The following is a 17605-nucleotide window of genomic DNA, read 5'->3' on the forward strand; positions in this document are numbered from 1 at the left end:
ATTTGCGGGCGCGGCGCCGTCGCCGCGCCCCTTTGCTCCATGGCATCCTGCTTCCGGCGCTTGCGCTGGCGGCATGGCCTGCCCAGGCCGCGGCGCAACCGGCCCCTGCCGCGGACGTCCAGCGCACCAGCGTGGCGGCGGAAATCCGTTCGTCCGCGGGTGGCAAGCTGAGGGATTTCTACGCCCCTCGCGGCTATTGGCCGCTCTGGATCGAACGGGGCCGGGTCGGTCCGCAGGCCGACGCCCTGATCGCGCTGATCGAGGGAGCCGATGCGGACGGCTTGAAACCGAAGGACTATGGCGCCCGCGAGCTCAAGGCCCTGGCGAAGGACGCCGATGCCAGCGGCGATCCCCGGCTCCTGGCGCGGGCTGACATCGCCCTGTCCAGGGCCTTCGCCGCGCTGGCGGGCGACATGCGCAAGCCATCGCGCAAGGTGAAGGTGCGCTATCTCGATCCGGAGGTGGAGCCGAAGGACGAGGAACCGAAGGAAATTCTGCGCGCCGCCGCGGTGGCGCCGTCCTTTGTCGATTATGTGCGGTCGATCGGCTGGATGAGCCCCATCTACGTGAAGCTGCGCGAGGCGCGGACGGACTTCGCCCAGCGCTGGGGCGGCCTGCCGCAAGTGCCGGTGCCGGCCGATGTCAAGTTGCGCCCCGGCATGAAGGCGGGTGCCGTGGCGCTTCGCCGCCGCCTGGGGCTGGCGAGCGGGGCCGCCTATGACAAGGCGCTGGTCGCCAGGGTGAAGGCGTTTCAGGCCGACCACGGCCTCAAGCCCGATGGCGTCGCGGGCGCGGCGACCATCGCCGCCCTCAACCGGGGCGACGACCATTATGACCGGCTGATCGCGCTCAACTTGGAACGCGCGCGGCTGTTGCCCGGCCCGCAGGTGCGGCATGTGGTGGTGGATGCGGCCTCCGCCCGCCTCTGGTATTTCAGCAAGGGCGCGCAGGACGGCACGATGAAGGTCGTGGTCGGGGCGAAGGAAAGCCAGACGCCGATGATGGCGGGCATGGTGCGCTATGCGACGCTCAATCCCTATTGGAACGTGCCGTCCGATCTGGTCGAACGGAAGCTGGCACCCCGGATGCTGAACGGCGCTTCGCTGACGAAGCTGCGCTACGAGGCGCTGTCCGACTGGAGCGCCAATGCGCGGAAGCTCGATCCGGCGGCGGTCGACTGGCGGGCGGTGGCCGACGGGCGCACGGAATTGCGCGTGCGGCAGCTTCCCGGCGGCGACAACGCCATGGGGAAGGTCAAGTTCATGTTCCCCAACGACCTTGGCATCTACCTGCACGACACGCCATCCCGCGACCTGCTGGCGAAACCGGCGCGGCAGTTCAGCAATGGCTGCGTGCGGCTGGAGGATGCGCAGCGGCTGGGACGCTGGTTCTTCGGCAAGCCGTTGAAGCCCGCCAGCGACAAGCCGGAACAGCATGTGCCGCTGCCCCAGCCCGTGCCGGTCTATCTGACCTATCTGACGGCGGTGCCTTTGGGGGATGGGGTGCGGTTTTTGCCGGATGTCTATGGACGGGATGGGGTTTAGGGCGGCTGGGCTTGTTTTGGGGGTGGGCGGCGCGGACAATTTGGATGCCGGGAAATGGCTAATCCAAGACATTCCCCTCCCGCAAGCGGGAGGGGCTAGGGGTGGGCGCGACCCCGGACTTGATCCGGGGGAGCTTCCGGCTTAGCCGATGGAAATAGCCGCTTATGTCGCGCTAGCCCACCCCCTAACCCCCTCCCGCCTGCGGGAGGGGGGATGTCCGATCCCCACCCAAAATCACTTAATTCTCGACTTTGCTCGAAGCGAACGGGGTGGGGGTTAGAACCCCGCCATCAGTCCATCTATTGCGCCTTGCAATATGTAGCTGGCCGCCAGCTTGTCCACCAGTTCGCCCCTTCGCGCGCGGCTGGCGTCGGCTTCCAGCAGGGTGCGCGTCACCGCCTGGGTCGACCAGCGTTCGTCCCAGAACAGGATCGGCAGGCCCAGGTCCGCGATGTTCCGTCCGAAGGCGCGGCTCGCCTGGCTGCGGGGGCTTTCGCTGCCGTCCAGGTTGAGCGGCAGGCCGATCACCACGCCCTTCACCTGCTGCTGCTCCATGAAGGCGGCAAGGGCGATCTTGTCCTTGCTGAACTTGCCGCGTGAAACCGTGTGGGCCGGGCTGGCGATGGACCAGCCCGCGTCGCACAGCGCAATGCCGATGGTCTTGGTGCCGACGTCCAGCCCGATCAGGCGGCCGCCATGGGGCAGGGCTTCGCGGAAGGCCGCGCGGTCGGCGGTGAGGATGGACATGCTTATTTCTTCAGGAACGCGGCCAGCCGCTGCCTGGCGTCTTCGCGCACATCGGCCCAGAACAGCGCATAGTCATAGACGTGGTAATTATTCCCCGGCAGGGTGAACGGCCCCATGTCCACCGGCTCCCCGATCATCAGCACGCCGCTGGTGTCGCAGCGGGCGGGGACGATGCCGGGGACGATCCGGGTCGGCTTGTCCGCGTCGCGGGCGTCCAGCGTGCCGCGATTGGCGCTGGCCGGTGCCGAGCCGTTGAACGCGCCGGTGATGGGGTTGGTGCAGAGCATGTGCGTGCCCTTGTGCGGCCTGCCGGTGAAGCTGGGCTTGCGCTCGAAACTTTCGATGACGGCGGAAGGATCGGCCGGTTCGGCATAGCTCTGCCAGCTTACGATGCAATGCGCCTGATCGCGCCTGGCGCAGGCGGGGAGGCCGAGGGCAGGCAGGTCGGCCTCGACGGAGATGGGCCAGCCCACGGCGTAAACGGCGGCGACGCGGTCGGTAAGGGATTTGTCCGCCGCCCGTTCGCGCAGCAACTGGAGCAGGTGGCGCGTTCCCTGGCTGTGCGCGGCGAGGATCAAGGGGCCTTGCGGATTGGCCTTGAGGAAAGCGGCGAAGGCCTGCGCGACGTCGCGATAGGCGGCGGCGAGGGATTGTTCTGCGGCGGGCTTGTCGGTCAGGAACGCCCCGTAATTGGCCTGGCGATAGCGCGGCGCCCAGATGGAACCGGCCGCGTTGAAGGCGCTCGCCTGGCTCTGCACGAAGCGCCTGGCGGTGGCGAGCGCTTCCTGATCGTCCAGCCGCATGTTCCAATGGGCGTCGCCCAGCGTGGTGATGTAGGATGTCGGGTGGATGAAGAAGATTGCTGCCTTTTCCGGCGCCTTTGCCGGGGCCGGGACGTCCTTCACGCCCTCCGGCGTCCAGAGCGCCGGATTGTCCTTCACAATGTCGGGCCGGGCGATCCACATCTTCGGATCGTCATAGGCGTTGGCGGGCAGGGGCGGAATCTGCGCGAACGCCTCCCGCGGGACCATCACCGCCCGGATCAACTGCATGCCCCAGAGGCGATAGGCCAGCAATGCCGCGATCACCAGCACGATCAGGCCGGTTACGACATAGAGGAACTTGCGGGCCAACTGGCGCTCTCCATCTGGCTGCGATGCTGATATATCCCTGTCTGGCGCAAGCGCGTCATGCGCGCAAGGACTTGAAGCATGGAGGTGCCGATGGTAGCGGCGGGGCCATGTCGATAGACCTTCAGACCGTGAAAAAGATCGCCAGCCTTTCGCGCATTTCGGTGACCGACGCCGAAGCCGAAGCCATGGTGCCCGAACTCAACAACATCCTGGGCTGGGTGGAGCAATTGGGGGAGGTGGACGTGACCGGCGTGGAGCCGATGACCGCCGTCATCCCCAACAAGCTGCGCCTGCGCGACGATGTCGTCACCGACGGCAATGTCCGCGACCGGGTGCTGGCCAATGCGCCGCAGGCCGAGCATGGCTTTTTCGCGGTGCCGAAGGTGATCGAATGACCGAGCTTACTGATCTGACGGTCGCGGAAATCCGCGACGGTTTCCGCGCGGGCGATTTTTCGGCGCGGGAAGTGGCGGAGGCGTTCAACGCCAATGTCGCCGCCGCCAAGGCGCTCAATGCCTTCATCGTCGAGACGCCGGAAAAGGCGCTGGAAGCGGCCGACGCCGCCGATAGGGCGAAGGCCGCGGGGGAGGCGCTGAAGCCGCTTTCGGGCGTGCCGATCGGCATGAAGGATCTGTTCTGCACCGAGGGCGTGCAGACGACCGCCGCCTCCCACATGCTGGAGGGGTTCACGCCGACCTATGAGTCCACGGTTTCGAGGAAGCTGTGGGATGCGGGCGCGGGCATGCTGGGCAAGCTGAACCTCGACCAGTTCGCCATGGGCTCTTCGAACGAGACCAGCTATTTCGGCAATGTGATCTCGCCCTGGCGGCGTGGCGGCGGCGACAATGCCGCGCTGGCGCCGGGGGGGTCTTCGGGCGGGTCTTCGGCGGCGATTTCGGCGCGGCTCTGCCCGGCGGCGACCGGGACCGACACGGGCGGGTCGATCCGCCAGCCTGCCGCCTTCACCGGCATTTCGGGGATCAAGCCGACCTATGGGCGTTGTTCGCGCTGGGGGATCGTGGCTTTTGCGTCTTCGCTCGATCAGGCCGGGCCGATGGCGCGCACGGTGCGGGACAATGCGATCCTGCTTGAGACGATGGCGGGCTTCGATCCGAAGGATTCGACCTCGCTCGACCTGGCAGTGCCGCAGTGGGAAGCCAATTTGTCGAGCGATCTCAAGGGGAAGAAGGTCGGCATTCCCAAGGAATATCGACCCGATGGGCTAAACGCGGAAATCTCCGCCATGTGGGATCGCGGCATCGAATGGTTGAAGGATGCGGGCGCCGAGGTGGTGGACGTGTCCCTGCCGCATACCAAATATGCGCTGCCGACCTATTATATCATCGCGCCTGCCGAGGCGTCCTCGAACCTCGCCCGCTATGACGGCGTGCGTTACGGGCAGCGCGATCTGCCCGATGGAGCGGGGTTGCAGGACATGTATGCCGCGACCCGCGCCGCGGGTTTTGGGCCGGAGGTGAAGCGCCGCATCATGATCGGCACCTATGTGCTGTCGGCGGGTTTCTACGACGCCTATTATACGCAGGCGCAGAAGGTCCGGGCGTTGATCGCGCGGGATTTCGAGCAGGCTTTCGAGAAGTGCGACCTGCTGCTGACGCCGACCGCGCCCAGCGCTTCCTTCGCTTTGGGGGAGAAGCAGGCCGATCCGCTGGCCATGTATCTGAACGATGTCTTCACCGTGCCCGCTTCGCTGGCGGGGCTGCCCGCCATGGCGGTGCCGGGCGGGCTGGATGCGCAGGGACTGCCGCTGGGTCTCCAGATCATCGGCAAGGCGCTGGACGAGCAGACCGTGCTGAACGCGGGCCTTGCGATTGAAGAACGCGCAGGCTTTGCGGCGCGGCCGGACAAGTGGTGGTAATATCCAGGTCGAAGTGTTACCTTGGTAACACTGGAGATTGACGATGAACGCGCCGAGCAAGATCGAAACCGGAACCATGACGAGCAAGGGGCAAATATTGATCCCCAAGGCCATGCGTGACGCCGCTGGTCTGGTTCCGGGGCAACCCTATAAGGTGACGGTCAATGGCGAAGGCCAGGTGGTGGTCACCCCTCTGGGTTTCAGCCTGGAGGAGGCCAGCGAACGGAGCCGGCGGGTGCGTGAAGCCATCATGGCGATCGCCGGAAAATATCCGAATCCGGACGGCATGAGCACGGATGAATATATGCGGGAGATACGGGGTAGTTACGAACCGTGATCCTGATTGATTCAAACGTGCTCATAGATGTTTTCGATCGTGATCCGCAGTGGTTCGACTGGTCGTTCGCCCACATCAATCGCGCCGCTTTCGGAGCCTCTCTGTTCGTCAATCCGGTGGTGGTAGGCGAGATCGCGCCACGGTTTGAAGCATTGGCCGATCTCAGGGCCGTCTTGGCCTCCATGCTGATCATGATTGAGCCGCTGACCGACGAAGGCGCATTCCAGGCCGGGCGGGCGTTTGAGGTTCATCGTGCCCGGCGGCAAGCCGGAGCGGCAAAATCCATCCTCGCCGATTTCTTCATCGGCGGGCATGCGCAGGCGGCGGGAGCCACCATCCTGACCCGCGACCCGCGCTTTTACAGAAGCTATTTCCCCGGCGTGTCATTGATCACGCCTTCAGAGGACGACTGATGACCGAATCAACCTATCGCATCCAGGGCGCAACCGGCGAGTGGGAGGTCGTGATCGGCCTGGAAGTCCATGCGCAGGTGACGAGCCAGGCGAAGCTCTTTTCCGGCGCCGCCACGGCTTTCGGGGCGGAGCCGAACACGCAGGTGAGCCTTGTCGACGCGGCCATGCCCGGCATGCTGCCCGTGCCCAATCGCGAATGCATCCGCCAGGCGGTGCGCACCGGCATGGCGATCAAGGCGCAGATCAACAAATGGTCGCGCTTCGACCGGAAAAACTATTTCTACGCCGACCTGCCGCAGGGCTACCAGATCAGCCAGCTCTACCACCCGCTGGTGGGCGAGGGCGCCATCGAGATCAGTCTGGACGACAAGAATCCCGACGCCGCGACCAAGAAGATCGGCATCGAACGCATCCACGTCGAGCAGGATGCGGGCAAGCTGATGCACGACCAGCATCCGACGCGCTCCTATGTCGACCTGAACCGTTCGGGCGTCGCGCTGATGGAGATCGTGTCGAAGCCCGACATGCGCTCCCCCGCCGAGGCCGGGGCCTATCTGTCGAAGCTGCGGACGATCCTGCGCTATGTGGGGTCGTGCGACGGCAATATGGATCAGGGTTCGATGCGCGCCGACGTCAACGTCTCGGTCCGCAAGCCGGGCGAGCCATTCGGCACCCGTACCGAGACGAAGAATGTGAACTCGGTTCGTTTCGTCATGGCGGTGGTCGAGCATGAAGCCAACCGGCAGGTCGACGTGCTGGAAGCCGGTGGCAAGGTGGTGCAGGAAACGCGCCTCTACGATCCGGACAGGAATGAAACGCGTTCCATGCGGTCGAAGGAAGACGCGCATGACTATCGCTATTTCCCCGATCCGGACCTGTTGCCGCTGGAACTGGACGACGCATTTCTGGAGGAATGCCGCCAGTCGCTGCCCGAACTGCCCGACGCCAAGCGTCGCCGCTATGAGAAGGATCTGGGGCTTAGCGCCTATAATGCCGCCACGCTGACCGCCGACGCCGACACCGCCCGCTGGTTCGAGGCGCTGCTGGCCGAGGGCGCGCGCATCCAGAAGAAGAGCGAGGGCGAGGTGGCCAAGGCTTCGGCCAACTGGCTGCTGTCGGAGCTTTACGGTGCGCTCAATCGTCTGGGCAAGAGCCTGGAGGACAGCCCGGTCGGGCCGGAGGAAGGCGCTGAACTGCTGGCCCTGATCGCGGACGGCACGATCAGCGGCACCATCGCCAAGCAGGTGTTCGAGATCATGCTCGAAACCGGCGACAGCGCGCCCAAGATCGTCGAGGAAAAGGGCCTGAAGCAGACCAGCGACACCGGCGCCATCGAGGCGGCGGTGGCCAAGGTGCTGGCCGACAATGGCGACAAGGTCGAACAATATAAGGCGGGCAAGGAAGCGCTGTTCGGCTTCTTCGTCGGCCAGACGATGAAGGCGATGCAGGGCAAGGCCAATCCGCAGGTCGTCAACGAACTGATCAGGAAGGCTTTGAGTTAAGTCATGGGGGCCGGCATTGGGGATGCCGGCCTGGTTTCAGGGGGTGGATATGAAAAGGGGGATTTTCGCCGTGGGGCTGAGCCTCGCGGCATGCATCGCGACCGTCGCGGCGCGGGCGGAAACGCTCGACAATGACAGCGTCGTGGCGCTGGTATCGGCCGGTCTGGGGGATGAAGCTGTGATCGCGAAGATCAAGGCTTCGCCCGCCCGGTACAGGCTGTCCACCGAAGACCTCATCGCGCTCAAGAAGAACGGCGTTTCCGGCCCCGTCATCGCCGCGATGATCGAGGCGGGATCGCAGGGCATCACCTCGGCCAAGGCGGCCATGTCGGCGGACTCGCCCGATCCGCTGGTGCCGCATCCTTCCGGCATCTACATGCTGGTCGAAGGCGCGGAGCCTGCCCGCATGGCGCGGATCGATCCCACCATTTCCAACCAGAGCAAGACGGGCGGGATACTGGGCTATGCCTTCACGGGGGGCATCGCCTCGCTCAGCATCAAGGCGGTCATACCCAATGTCAGCGCCCGGATCGCGTCGGGCAAGGCGCGGCCGACCTTCTATTTCTACTTTGACGAGGCCAATCGCAGCCTGTCGCAGGCGGGTGCGCCGTCGCTCTGGCTGGGGGGGCCAGCGGCGGCGATCACCTCGCCCAATGAATTCAGCCTGATCCAGTTCGACGTGAAGAAGGGCCGTCGCGAAACCCGCGTCGGCAGCATGAACCTGGGCGGCGCCAAGTCCGGAGTCATGGACAAGGACCGCATCGCCTTCGACTATGAGCAGGTGGCGCCCGGCGTCTTCAAGGTCATGCCGAAGGCGGATCTGGGCGCGGGCGAATATGGCTTCCTCTATTCCGTCAGCGCCGGCTCCGGTCCTGGCATGTGGGGCGGCGGCACGGGCGGCGCGGGGATCTTCGATTTCGCGGTCCGACCTTGAAGCGGTTAAAAAAAGGGGCGCTGCCGGGGGAAGGCAGCGCCCCTTCCTTCACTGCCATGACGCCGTTGGGAGGCGGCTCATGTCATGGCGGATCGGCGGGCCGGGAGGGTCTGTGGGGTGTGGCCCGCCAATTCAGTGCTGGAGCGGATTCCGATCCGACTGCATCGGATCGGCCGCTCCAGGCTCTTGCTTTGCCGCGTTTCCCAAGTCAGCAGATGATTCATCTGCTTGGAAAACGCTGCAGGCAGCGTGGACAAGTTCAGGACTCGACGGACTGAGCGATTTGGGTGGTTTGCCGTCATTCCCCATTCCGGGGTGACGGAAAACTGATGACCGCGCCCGGCCAATTCCACGACATTTTCGAATTTGTCCATGCTGCCTAGGACGTCACAGAATGAAGTTTACCGTCGCCCGCAACGAAAGGGCTACGTGATCTTGCTGTTCTTCCGCCCCGAATTCGCCGCCGACGCGGAAACTTCCAGTGCCGCCGATCAGCCGGGCGCGCCCGGTCCAGCCGCTGGTGCGCTTGTCCGCGACCAGGGTGAAGTCCTCCCCACCGGCGAAGCGGGCGGTGGTGTCGCCCAGTGATCCGCCGATGATCTGGCGCCGTCCCCCTTCCAGCTCGAACCGCATCCAGCCGTCCTCGCGGTCGAGACTGCCGAAGTCGTAACCGACCGTGACGTTGCCGCTGGCGGTCAGTTCGTCGCTGGTGCGCCCGTCGACGATCAGGTCGAAGGCAGCGCCGCCGCCCGTCTCGCCATAGCCGTTTTCCTTCAGCCGGTAATAATCGACGCCGGCCGCCGGACGCAGGGTGAAGCGGTTGAAGCGCATCTCATAGGAGCCGCCCGCCGTCGCGGAGTAGAGCTTGCCCGACCAGTCGCCGTCGGCCGCGCGCACGACGTCGCCGGACTCGAAATGGCGGCTGCCGCGGAAATCGACATGGGCGGCCGACAGGCGCGCATAGGCCTGGAACGGGCCGAAATCGCCCCGCCAGTGCGCCGCCAGTTCGAACTGGTCGGAATCCACGGCATTGTCGGTGCTGCCCGAAGAGTCGCTGCCATGGATATAGGCGAAGGATGCGCCCAGCGCGCCGATCCCCGTCAGATATTCCGCGCCGAAACTCGCCCCCCAGCCGGTGATGTCGTAGGACGCAGTGTCGCCCAGGCTCTTGGAACTGCCGAACGCCACCTGTTGCAGCCAGAAGCCGAGGCGCCCGTCGTCGGTGCGATAGATGCCGCCCGGATCGGCCAGGATGCGGGCGGTCGCGCGCGAACCGGCGGTCACCGCCTCGAACGTGCCGCCGGCATGGTCGGGCAGCATCTGTTGCAGATTGGCCTTCAGCGCGTCGCCGTCGGTGATGGCAAGATAGCGGCCCGCAACGGCGCTGTCCTTGTCCAGCGCGTTGAAGATCGCGTCATAGGCCCGCGCCTGCGATCCCGTCAGGCCGAGTTCGGACACGGTCTTGGCGGCGATCGACAGCGTCACTTCCCCCGTCGCGGCGTTGCTGGCGATGCCGCCCTTGAACATATAGGGGATCAGCGTGGTGCTGGAGAGGGCGGGCGTGCCGCTCAGCGATCCGGCGCGGACGATGACATAATCGCCCTCCGACCCGACGACGCTGGTCAAGGTCGCCTTGACCTGCGATCCGCTGGCGAAGGTTGCGGCGCCCGCGACATTGTAGAGCGTGTTGGTGCCGTTGGCCGTGTCGACCGTCACGCCGATGACGGAGGATGCGCCGACCGCCAGCGAGGCAAGCGCGACCGCGCCCTTGTTGCCGGCGTTGAGCGTGCCGCCATTCATCGCGACGGCGACATTGCCGGCATTGCCGATCGCGCCGTTGAGCGCGGCGGTGCCGGAAAGGGTCAGGGTCGACGCGCCGCCGCCGAAATCCACGTCGCCATTGATCTGCGCGCTTCCCGACAGGCCCAGGCTGGAGCCGTTCCCGCCCAGCGCGACATTGCCCGCCAAGGTGGAGGAGCCGGAGAGCGCCAAGCTGTTGCTGCCCCCGCCCAGGTCGACATTGCCCGCGATGCCGCCGGCCGAGACGGTCACGACGTCGTTGCCCGACCCCAGCCGCACGTCGCCCGTGATCCTGGGCGCGCTCGCCGTGGCGGAGGCAAGCGACTGCGTCAGGGTGACGCCGCTGCCGTTGGCGCTCAGATCGACGGCGACGTTCGACCCGCTCTTGCCCCCAGTCGCGGAGATGGTGCCGCTGTTGGACAGCGACGACACCGTGCCGGAGGAATCGAGGATGGCGACGGCCGCGCCGTCCTTGCTGCTGAGCGCCGTGGCGGAGATGGCGCCGCTGTTGACGATGGCGCGGCTCGTCGCGCCCGCGTCGATCACCAGCGCGCGCGCCGACATGCCGGCGACGCTGGATCCGGTCGCGCTCACCGCGCCGCCGACCTGGATGGTGTCTGCCGTGGCCCCGCTGCCCAGGCGAATGGCCGTCGCATTGCTGTCATAGGACGCCGCGCCGACCGACCCAGACACCAGCAGGCCCTTTGCCAGCGTGACGTCGCCGCCCAGCCCGCCAATGGCCAGGCCATTGGCGCTGACGCCGTTATAGACGCCCTGTCCTGTGATCGTCCCCTTGACGATCAGGCCATAGCCGGAACTGTCCGCGGCCACCGGACCGATGGTCGTGGCCGCCGTGGCCGAACCGATCCGCACGGCGGCGGCGGAGCCGTAGGCGATGATATTGGCGGAGCCTTCGCTGGCGTCGGTCAGCCCGTCATTGTCGACGTCGGGCTTGCTGCTGTCGAGCGTCGGCGGAATGTCGAAGATGACGCCGCCCGTGACATTGCCGGCGATCGTCACCGCCGATCCGCCCTGAAGCAGATCGTCCGCGTCCAGCTTGGAAACGTCGCTCGGACGCGAAATATAGCGATAGCCGGTGCTGGTGATCGTTCCCTGGATCTTCACCGCTCCGGTCACGTCCCCCTGCAGGGCGAGGCCGGTGCTGTTGGCCCCCGTGACCGCCGTCGTCCCGCGGATGGTGACATTGCCGGCGACCGCATTGGCGAGCACGCCATGGCTATTGTCGCCCACCAAGCTGGTGGAGCCGCTGGTCGACAGATTGCCGGTCAGCGGCGCGTCGATGCGGATGCCGGCGGACTGATTGCCTTCGATGGTGATGGTGCCGCTGCTGTCGATATTGCCCATATGCGCCGCGCCCGACTGGACCCAGATGCCGTTGCGGTTCGAACCTTTGGCGAAGGGACCGTCCAGGTCGCCGTCCTTGTCGTCATCGGCGGGCGTATAATCCTCGTCCAGGGTGATCGTGCCGCTATGGCTGATAGTGCCGCTGGTGCCCGCGACGGCGCGGATGCCGGTCGCGCCGTCCGCTCCCGAAATCTTCAGCGTGCCGGCATTGCCGACCTTGTTGTTGCTGTCCTGGGTGATGGCGGTGCCGCCGGTCAGGGTGATCGATCCTGCGGAACTGACCGTCACGTCATCGGCGGCGCCATTGGCGACGGTCGAGGTGCGGACGGCGGTGGTGGTGGAGGAACCGATGGTGGTTTCCGCCGCCGCATCGGCCACCGACAGGGCGGCCAGAACGGGAGCGATGGCCGTGCAGGCCAGTAGATTGCGCATGATGTCTCCTCTGCGTGCCGCGCCTCTTTCCGATGAGCGCGCATGCGGCGAAGACGGCGCGGGAACGCCTGTCCCGTCCGTTAAAAATAATGCGATGCAGGATCAGAAGGCAAAATCCAGCCCCAGCCGGACAGTGCGCGGACGCAGCGGCGTCACATAATCCCCGCTGAGGTCGAAGGGCGTGCCCAGCGAGAAGCGGTTGCCGCTGCTGTCGAGCAGGTTGGCGAGGGACAGCGACCATTGCACCGTCCCATGCGTCAGCGCGGCGGTGAACGCCGTGTCCACATAGTCGCCCTGTTCCCGGCCCAGCAGCGGCCCGACGCCCAGCCGCGACTTGCCGACATAGCGGGCCGAGCCGCTGAGTTGGAACCGCATCTCCCCGCCCACCGGCGCGCGATAGTCGAAGCCGATGCGGCCGCCCCAATTGGCGACATTGGGCAGGCTCAGCGACTGCCCCTCATAGGACAGCAGGCGCAGGAATTGCGCCGGGCGGCTGAGGCGGCTGTCATTGTAGATGATGCTGCCGTCCAGCGTCAGCCGCGGCGCGGGGCGGATGGCGACGCGCCCCTCCACCGTGTAGATGCGCCCGTCCCCGATATTGGCGGTGGTGGGAATGCCGATCCGGTCGGTGACGTCGGCCTGGATGTCCCGCCACCTGGTATAGGCGAGATTGCCGGTGAGCGCGACCGGATCGACGCCCGGCACGCCCCTGCGGAAGCCCAGTTCCAGCGTGGACGCGCGGTCGTTGCGGAACCGCTGGATATGCTGGTCGTCGACCGCCAGCCCGCCGGGACGGAAGCCCTGCTGGAACCGGGCATAGACGGTCATTCCCGGCAGGGCGTCCGTCAGCAGGGAGAAGGAGGGGAGGAAGATCGTCTCGCTCCGGTTCGCCTGCGCCTCCGCCTTCGCGATGGCGGCCAGGGACAACAGGGCGATGGGGTCCAGCACCTCGCCGGTCAGGCGGCTGTTGGTCAGCCGGCCGCCCACCGTGGCGATCAGGCCGCGCACAGGTTCGAACGACGCCTCGCCAAAGAGCGTCGCCTCCCGGATGCGGTTGTGCACGCCGGTCGATGTGGCGGGCATGCCGCGCCCGTACATCGGCACGCCGGGGATGACCTGCGGCTGCATCAGGTCCGTGCCGTAGGAAGTCAGCGAGCGCTGAATGTCCGACGTGCTTTCCAGATAGGATGCGCCCAATATCCAGCCCAGCCCATTGTCCAGGTCGCGGACGATGCGGTTTTCGGTCGAGAAGATGTCGACCTTGTTCCTTTGCCGGAACAGGGCGGCGGGCGCGTCCGCCCCGGCCATCTCATAGGGCGTCGCGTCGTAGCTTTCCGTCAATATGTTGCGCACGAAGCCGGTGGAGGAGACGAAGCGCAGATCGTCCCACTGCCGCTCTACCCTCAGGTTGGCGAGCGCATAGTCGGACGAATAGGGCTGGGCGACGGCGGAGGCGCGCTTGAGGTCGCCTATCTCCTTGGCGGCATATTGCGCATCGTCGCCCTCGATCCGCTGGAAGACCCCGGTGAGGTCGATGGTCCAGTTCTCGTCCGGCGCGAAACGCAGCGCGGCGCGGCCGCCATGGGTGCGGATGCGGTTGACGTCATGCCTGTCGCGCAGCACATCGTCGATATAGCCGCCGTCCTGCACGCCATAGCCGACGACGCGCAGCGCGATCTTCTCCGTCACGACCGGCAGGTTGATCGTCGCGGCCAGGTCGCCGCCCGGATCGCCATGCTGCGTCGCGCTGAGCCCGGCGGAGATCTGCCCGCCGGCGCGAACCAGGTTGGGCGCATTGGGGATCATGCGCACGATGCCGCCCAGCGATCCCGCGCCGTAGAGCGTGCCTTGCGGCCCTTCCAGCACCTCCACGCCCTGCATGTCGTATAGCCGCAGGTCCGGGTCCGGCGCGGCATAGTTGAGCCGCATGTCGCCCAGATATTGTCCCGTCGTCGCCTGGGTCGGTCCGGCAACGCCGGAGTCCGCGATGGCGCGGATGAACAGCTTGTTGCGGCCCGTGCCCGCATGGGTGGAACTGAGGCTCGCCACGCGGAAGATCAGGCTGGCCGTGCCGCCCGCCGCTTCCCCGGCGGTGAAGGCGTCGTCGCCCACCACATCGACCATCCCGGCATAGCGGGGAAGCGGGGTGTCGCGCTTGGATGCGGTGACGATGATCTCGGCCGGTTCGGGCGCGGCTTGCGGAGCGGGTTGGGCGATGCGGGCGCGGGGCTGCTCGCGCACCACCGCCGGCGTCCGGACGATCCGCCAGGTGGTCGCGTCGATCCGCCGGATGCTGGCGCCGCTGCCCTTGACCAGCCGCTTGAGCGCGGCTTCCACCGTCATGCGTCCCTCCACGGCGGGAGTGGCCATGCCCGCCAGCGACTGGTCCGACATGCCGATGCTGGCGCCGGTCTGGCGGCCGAGCGCTATCGCCGCCTCGCCCAGCCGTCCGGGGGCGATGCTGATCTGCTGTCTTTCCGCCGCTTGCCCAGGCGAAGCGGCCATCATGGCGAGGGCGGCGACGAACAGGACGTCAGCGTGGCGGGCCATCCCCCTCCCTCAACAGCCAGCCGTCGCCCTGCCTGACGGCGCTGAGGCCCATCAGCGGCGCCGCCTGGCCAAAGAACCGCGCCGGGTCGCGGTGCAGGCGGATCGTGCCGGTGAAGCGCATCGCCCCCGCGCCGGGCGTGGCGGTGAGCCGGACGCCCAATGAACGGGCGATGTCGGCGCTGATCTGCGTCACCGGGGCATTGGCGTAGGTAAGGCGGCCCTGACGCCAGCTCGCGACGGCGTCGGGCGCGATGTCCATGACGCGCAGGCCGTTCTCGTCGTCCATGAGGGCGCGGCCGGCGGGCAGGGCGATGGCTTCCGCCTTCGGATTGTAGATGACCTCGCCCTCCGACACGCCGATGCGGGTCGCATTGCCGGTGCGGACGATGTTGAAGACGGTGCCCGCATCCTCGAACAGCGCGTCGCCCACGGTCACGCGGAAGGGGTTTTTCGCGTCATGCCGGACGGTGAAGGCCGCCTCGCCGCTGTCGAGCGCCGCGAAACGCGGGTCATGCCGGTCGAAGCGCATGGTCGTGCCGCCGTTCATCTCGACGCGGGTGCCTTCGTCCAGCGCGATGGTGCGGGTTTCGCCCGGCCGCGTGGCGACGGTATAGATGTCCGGCCGGTTCATCAGGCCAACCGAAACCGAGCCGACCAGCGCGGCCGCGATCGCGCCCCCCGCCAGCCAGCGCATCGGCCTCCAGCCTCGCGGTCCGGCGTCGTTGGCGGGCACGGCGATGGTGACAGGTTCGGCCGGAACGATGTCCGCCAGATCGCCGTCCGCCGCCATCAGCGCATCATAAGCGGGCGCATGCGCGGGATCGGCCTCCAGCCACGCAGTGAAGGCTTCCCAATCGGCAAATTCGGGATCGCGCGTGCGGATGACCCATCCGAGCGCCTCCTCGTTCATCATGGCTCCAGCCCTGTTCATGTCAGCCCCTCATCTGAGCCAGACGCCGCCGCGATCCTCATTCCGTATCCATTTTTCGCTTGAGGGCGATCATGGCGCGATAGGCCTTTTGCAGATCCTTCTCCACGGTGGTGAGGCTGACGCCCAGTTCCTCCGCGATCAGCCTTTGTCCGACCCCCTCCAGGCGGAAGCGGCGGAACACCAGTTCCACCCTTGGCCCCAGGGATTGCAGCACGGCGCGCGCCTCCTCCAGCCGCTCGTTCAGGATCAGCCGTTCGTCGACGGCGACGTCCTCCGACGGGTCGGCCATCACGCCGCCCGCGCCCTCCGCCCAATCCTGTTCGCGCCGTTCCCGCCGGGTGGCGGACCGATAGCGGTCGAGCATCAGGTTGTTCGCCATGCGGTAGAGATAGGGGAGGGGGTCGGCGACCGGCCCCAGATCCTTCTCCTCCAGCTTCATCCACATGTCCTGCAACAGGTCTTCGGACTCGTCGCCCGCGCCGCGCGCGCGCAGGAACCGCAGCAGGGCGGGCCGGTTGTGCAGGAATATGGCGGAAAGGCCGGTAGCCATGAAGAACTTGCGTCCAATGGGATCAGGCGGGCTGGCATAATGGCCTGACGGAAGTGTTGCAACGGGCAAGCAGCGGAAGGGGCATGGCATTTGCAGGGCGCGCCTGCCTGTTCTAGTGCCTTGCATTCGAAGTTCGCCCCATGACCGCCATCCCGGGCTTGGGATGACGGAAGGGCGAACGTCGATGAGCGCCGGCAGGAGGATCGATGGAGCTTACAGGGCGGGTGGACGCGGAGGCAGCGCAGGCGGCGGGCATGGACGCCGGGAAATTGCAGGCGTTGGCCGACATCCTTCACGACCGCTATGTCGCGCCCGGCAAGCTGCCCCATATGCACTTGCTGGTGTCGCGGGACGAGCAGCCGATCATGTCGGTCCACAGCGGCATTGCGCGGGCGACGGGAGAGCCGCTGGCCGAGGACGCGCTCTACCGCATCGCCTCCATGACCAAGCCGGTGACGTCGGTCGCCTTCATGATGCTGGTGGAGCAGGGGCTGGTGGCGCTGGACGATCCGGTGACGAAGATATTGCCGGAATTCGCCGACCTTGCCGTCGGCGCCGATGGAAGCGGGCGGATGCGGCGGCCGATGCTGATGATCGACCTGCTGCGCCATACGTCCGGCCTTACCTACGGCTTGCAGCGGCAGACCGCCATCGATGCGCGCTACCGCGATCTTGGCCTCGACGAGTTCCAGCAGAAGCGCGGTTCCGACGAGTTCATCGCCGCCCTCGCCGCGTTGCCGCTCGAATTTTCGCCGGGCGAGCGCTGGAATTATTCGGTGTCCACCGACGTGCTGGGCGTCGTGGTGGAGCGGCTGGGCGGCCTGGACCTGGAGCGCTGCTTTCAGGAGCGCATCTTCGATCCGCTGGGCATGCCGGACACCTTCTTCGAACTGCCGGAGGACCGGGTGGAGCGGATGACGGACGCCTGGCAATGGGGACCGGACGGCACGCTGTCGCTTTACGACCGGGGCGCCCGCAGCGGGTGGCGCAGGCCGCTCAGGCTGCGTTCGGGCGGCGGGGGCCTCATTTCCTCCGTCGCCGATTACCACCGCTTCGCCCGGATGCTGCTGCGCGGCGGCGAACTGGACGGCGCGCGGCTGCTGAAGCCGGAGACGGTCGCGGCGATGCACGCCAATCACCTGCCGGGCGGGGCCGACCTTTCCAGCCTGTCCTCCTCCATGTTCAGCGAGGCGGACTATGCGGGCGTCGGTTTCGGCCTCGGCTTCGCGACGGACCTGCGGACGCGGGAATATTATTGGGGCGGCGTCTTCTCGACCTTCTTCTTCATCGATCCGGCCGAGCGGCTGATCGGCATTTTTATGACCCAGCATTTTCCCTCCAGCATCCATCCGGTTCGTCGCGAGTTGAGGCAGGGTATTCGCAACGCCATCATCGAAAGCCGGGCCGATTAATTGCTGCGCTGCAAAATTTGCTGTTGGCGAGCGTCGGGAGGGCGTGCCATCATCGCGCCCGGACTCGAAGGCGAAAGGG

The 17605-nt window shown here is 66.6% G+C and carries 15 protein-coding genes; 8 read left to right on the plus strand and 7 right to left on the minus strand.

Annotation, left to right across the window (positions count from 1 at the left end; translation table 11 throughout):
* The first annotated feature begins 2 nt into the window (after window positions 1-2).
* Entirely contained in the window at window positions 3-1544 is a 1542-nt protein-coding gene (locus SIDU_RS04420; RefSeq protein ID WP_457852760.1) for a L,D-transpeptidase family protein, read from the plus strand.
* Between the two features lie 276 nt (window positions 1545-1820).
* Here SIDU_RS04420 and ruvX read toward each other — a convergent pair whose 3' ends face one another.
* Window positions 1821-2291, minus strand: coding sequence for a Holliday junction resolvase RuvX (ruvX, locus tag SIDU_RS04425; RefSeq protein ID WP_007686471.1), 471 nt, complete (start codon window positions 2289-2291; stop codon window positions 1821-1823).
* Window positions 2292-2293: 2 nt separating this feature from the next.
* A complete protein-coding gene (locus SIDU_RS04430; protein WP_007686470.1) occupies window positions 2294-3424 on the minus strand; it encodes a DUF3089 domain-containing protein in 1131 nt (376 codons plus the stop codon).
* 107 nt (window positions 3425-3531) lie between these two features.
* Between SIDU_RS04430 and gatC the strand changes: the two genes are divergently transcribed.
* The 6 genes from gatC to SIDU_RS04460 are packed head-to-tail and all read left to right on the plus strand — an operon-like array spanning window position 3532 to window position 8486.
* Window positions 3532-3819 carry an Asp-tRNA(Asn)/Glu-tRNA(Gln) amidotransferase subunit GatC gene (gene gatC, locus SIDU_RS04435; RefSeq protein ID WP_007686469.1) on the plus strand — a complete coding sequence of 96 codons (288 nt, stop codon included), beginning with the start codon at window positions 3532-3534 and terminating at the stop codon, window positions 3817-3819.
* The gene (gene gatA / locus SIDU_RS04440; RefSeq protein ID WP_007686468.1) at window positions 3816-5300 is read left to right on the plus strand and encodes an Asp-tRNA(Asn)/Glu-tRNA(Gln) amidotransferase subunit GatA; all 1485 of its coding nucleotides are present in this window, start codon (window positions 3816-3818) and stop codon (window positions 5298-5300) included. Before gatC ends, gatA begins: the two co-directional genes overlap by 4 nt.
* A 43-nt stretch (window positions 5301-5343) precedes the next feature.
* Window positions 5344-5637, plus strand: a complete 294-nt coding sequence (locus tag SIDU_RS04445) for an AbrB/MazE/SpoVT family DNA-binding domain-containing protein (protein ID WP_007686467.1) — start codon at window positions 5344-5346, stop codon at window positions 5635-5637.
* Complete coding sequence (locus SIDU_RS04450; RefSeq protein WP_007686466.1) at window positions 5634-6050, plus strand: type II toxin-antitoxin system VapC family toxin; 417 nt, start codon at window positions 5634-5636, stop codon at window positions 6048-6050. The genes SIDU_RS04445 and SIDU_RS04450 overlap by 4 nt, the downstream gene beginning before the upstream one ends.
* Entirely contained in the window at window positions 6050-7552 is a 1503-nt protein-coding gene (gatB, locus tag SIDU_RS04455) for an Asp-tRNA(Asn)/Glu-tRNA(Gln) amidotransferase subunit GatB (protein WP_007686465.1), read from the plus strand. The genes SIDU_RS04450 and gatB overlap by 1 nt, the downstream gene beginning before the upstream one ends.
* A gap of 49 nt (window positions 7553-7601) precedes the next feature.
* Entirely contained in the window at window positions 7602-8486 is an 885-nt protein-coding gene (locus SIDU_RS04460) for a hypothetical protein (RefSeq protein ID WP_037512216.1), read from the plus strand.
* A 77-nt stretch (window positions 8487-8563) separates the two neighbouring features.
* On the opposite strand, the gene SIDU_RS19220 is transcribed toward SIDU_RS04460, so the two are convergent.
* The 5 genes from SIDU_RS19220 to SIDU_RS04480 all read right to left on the minus strand — a co-directional run bounded on the left by SIDU_RS19220 (window position 8564) and on the right by SIDU_RS04480 (window position 16114).
* On the minus strand, window positions 8564-8860 hold the full coding sequence (locus SIDU_RS19220; RefSeq protein ID WP_148663244.1) for a hypothetical protein: 297 nt from the start codon (window positions 8858-8860) through the stop codon (window positions 8564-8566).
* A gap of 13 nt (window positions 8861-8873) precedes the next feature.
* Window positions 8874-12083 (minus strand): autotransporter outer membrane beta-barrel domain-containing protein, encoded by a 3210-nt coding sequence (locus SIDU_RS04465; protein WP_025771891.1) that lies wholly within the window; start codon window positions 12081-12083, stop codon window positions 8874-8876.
* A gap of 102 nt (window positions 12084-12185) precedes the next feature.
* The gene (locus SIDU_RS04470; protein WP_007688738.1) at window positions 12186-14633 is read right to left on the minus strand and encodes a TonB-dependent receptor domain-containing protein; all 2448 of its coding nucleotides are present in this window, start codon (window positions 14631-14633) and stop codon (window positions 12186-12188) included.
* Entirely contained in the window at window positions 14617-15546 is a 930-nt protein-coding gene (locus tag SIDU_RS04475) for a FecR family protein (RefSeq protein WP_007688740.1), read from the minus strand. Before SIDU_RS04475 ends, SIDU_RS04470 begins: the two co-directional genes overlap by 17 nt.
* 55 nt (window positions 15547-15601) lie before the next feature.
* The gene (locus tag SIDU_RS04480) at window positions 15602-16114 is read right to left on the minus strand and encodes an RNA polymerase sigma factor (RefSeq protein WP_007688742.1); all 513 of its coding nucleotides are present in this window, start codon (window positions 16112-16114) and stop codon (window positions 15602-15604) included.
* A 206-nt stretch (window positions 16115-16320) separates the two neighbouring features.
* Here SIDU_RS04480 and SIDU_RS04485 point away from each other — a divergent pair, with 206 nt between their 5' ends.
* Window positions 16321-17526, plus strand: coding sequence for a serine hydrolase domain-containing protein (locus SIDU_RS04485; RefSeq protein WP_025771893.1), 1206 nt, complete (start codon window positions 16321-16323; stop codon window positions 17524-17526).
* The last annotated feature ends 79 nt before the right edge of the window (window positions 17527-17605 follow it).

Origin of the sequence: Sphingobium indicum B90A (assembly GCF_000264945.2) — a bacterium.
In the GTDB taxonomy this organism is placed as follows: domain Bacteria; phylum Pseudomonadota; class Alphaproteobacteria; order Sphingomonadales; family Sphingomonadaceae; genus Sphingobium; species Sphingobium indicum.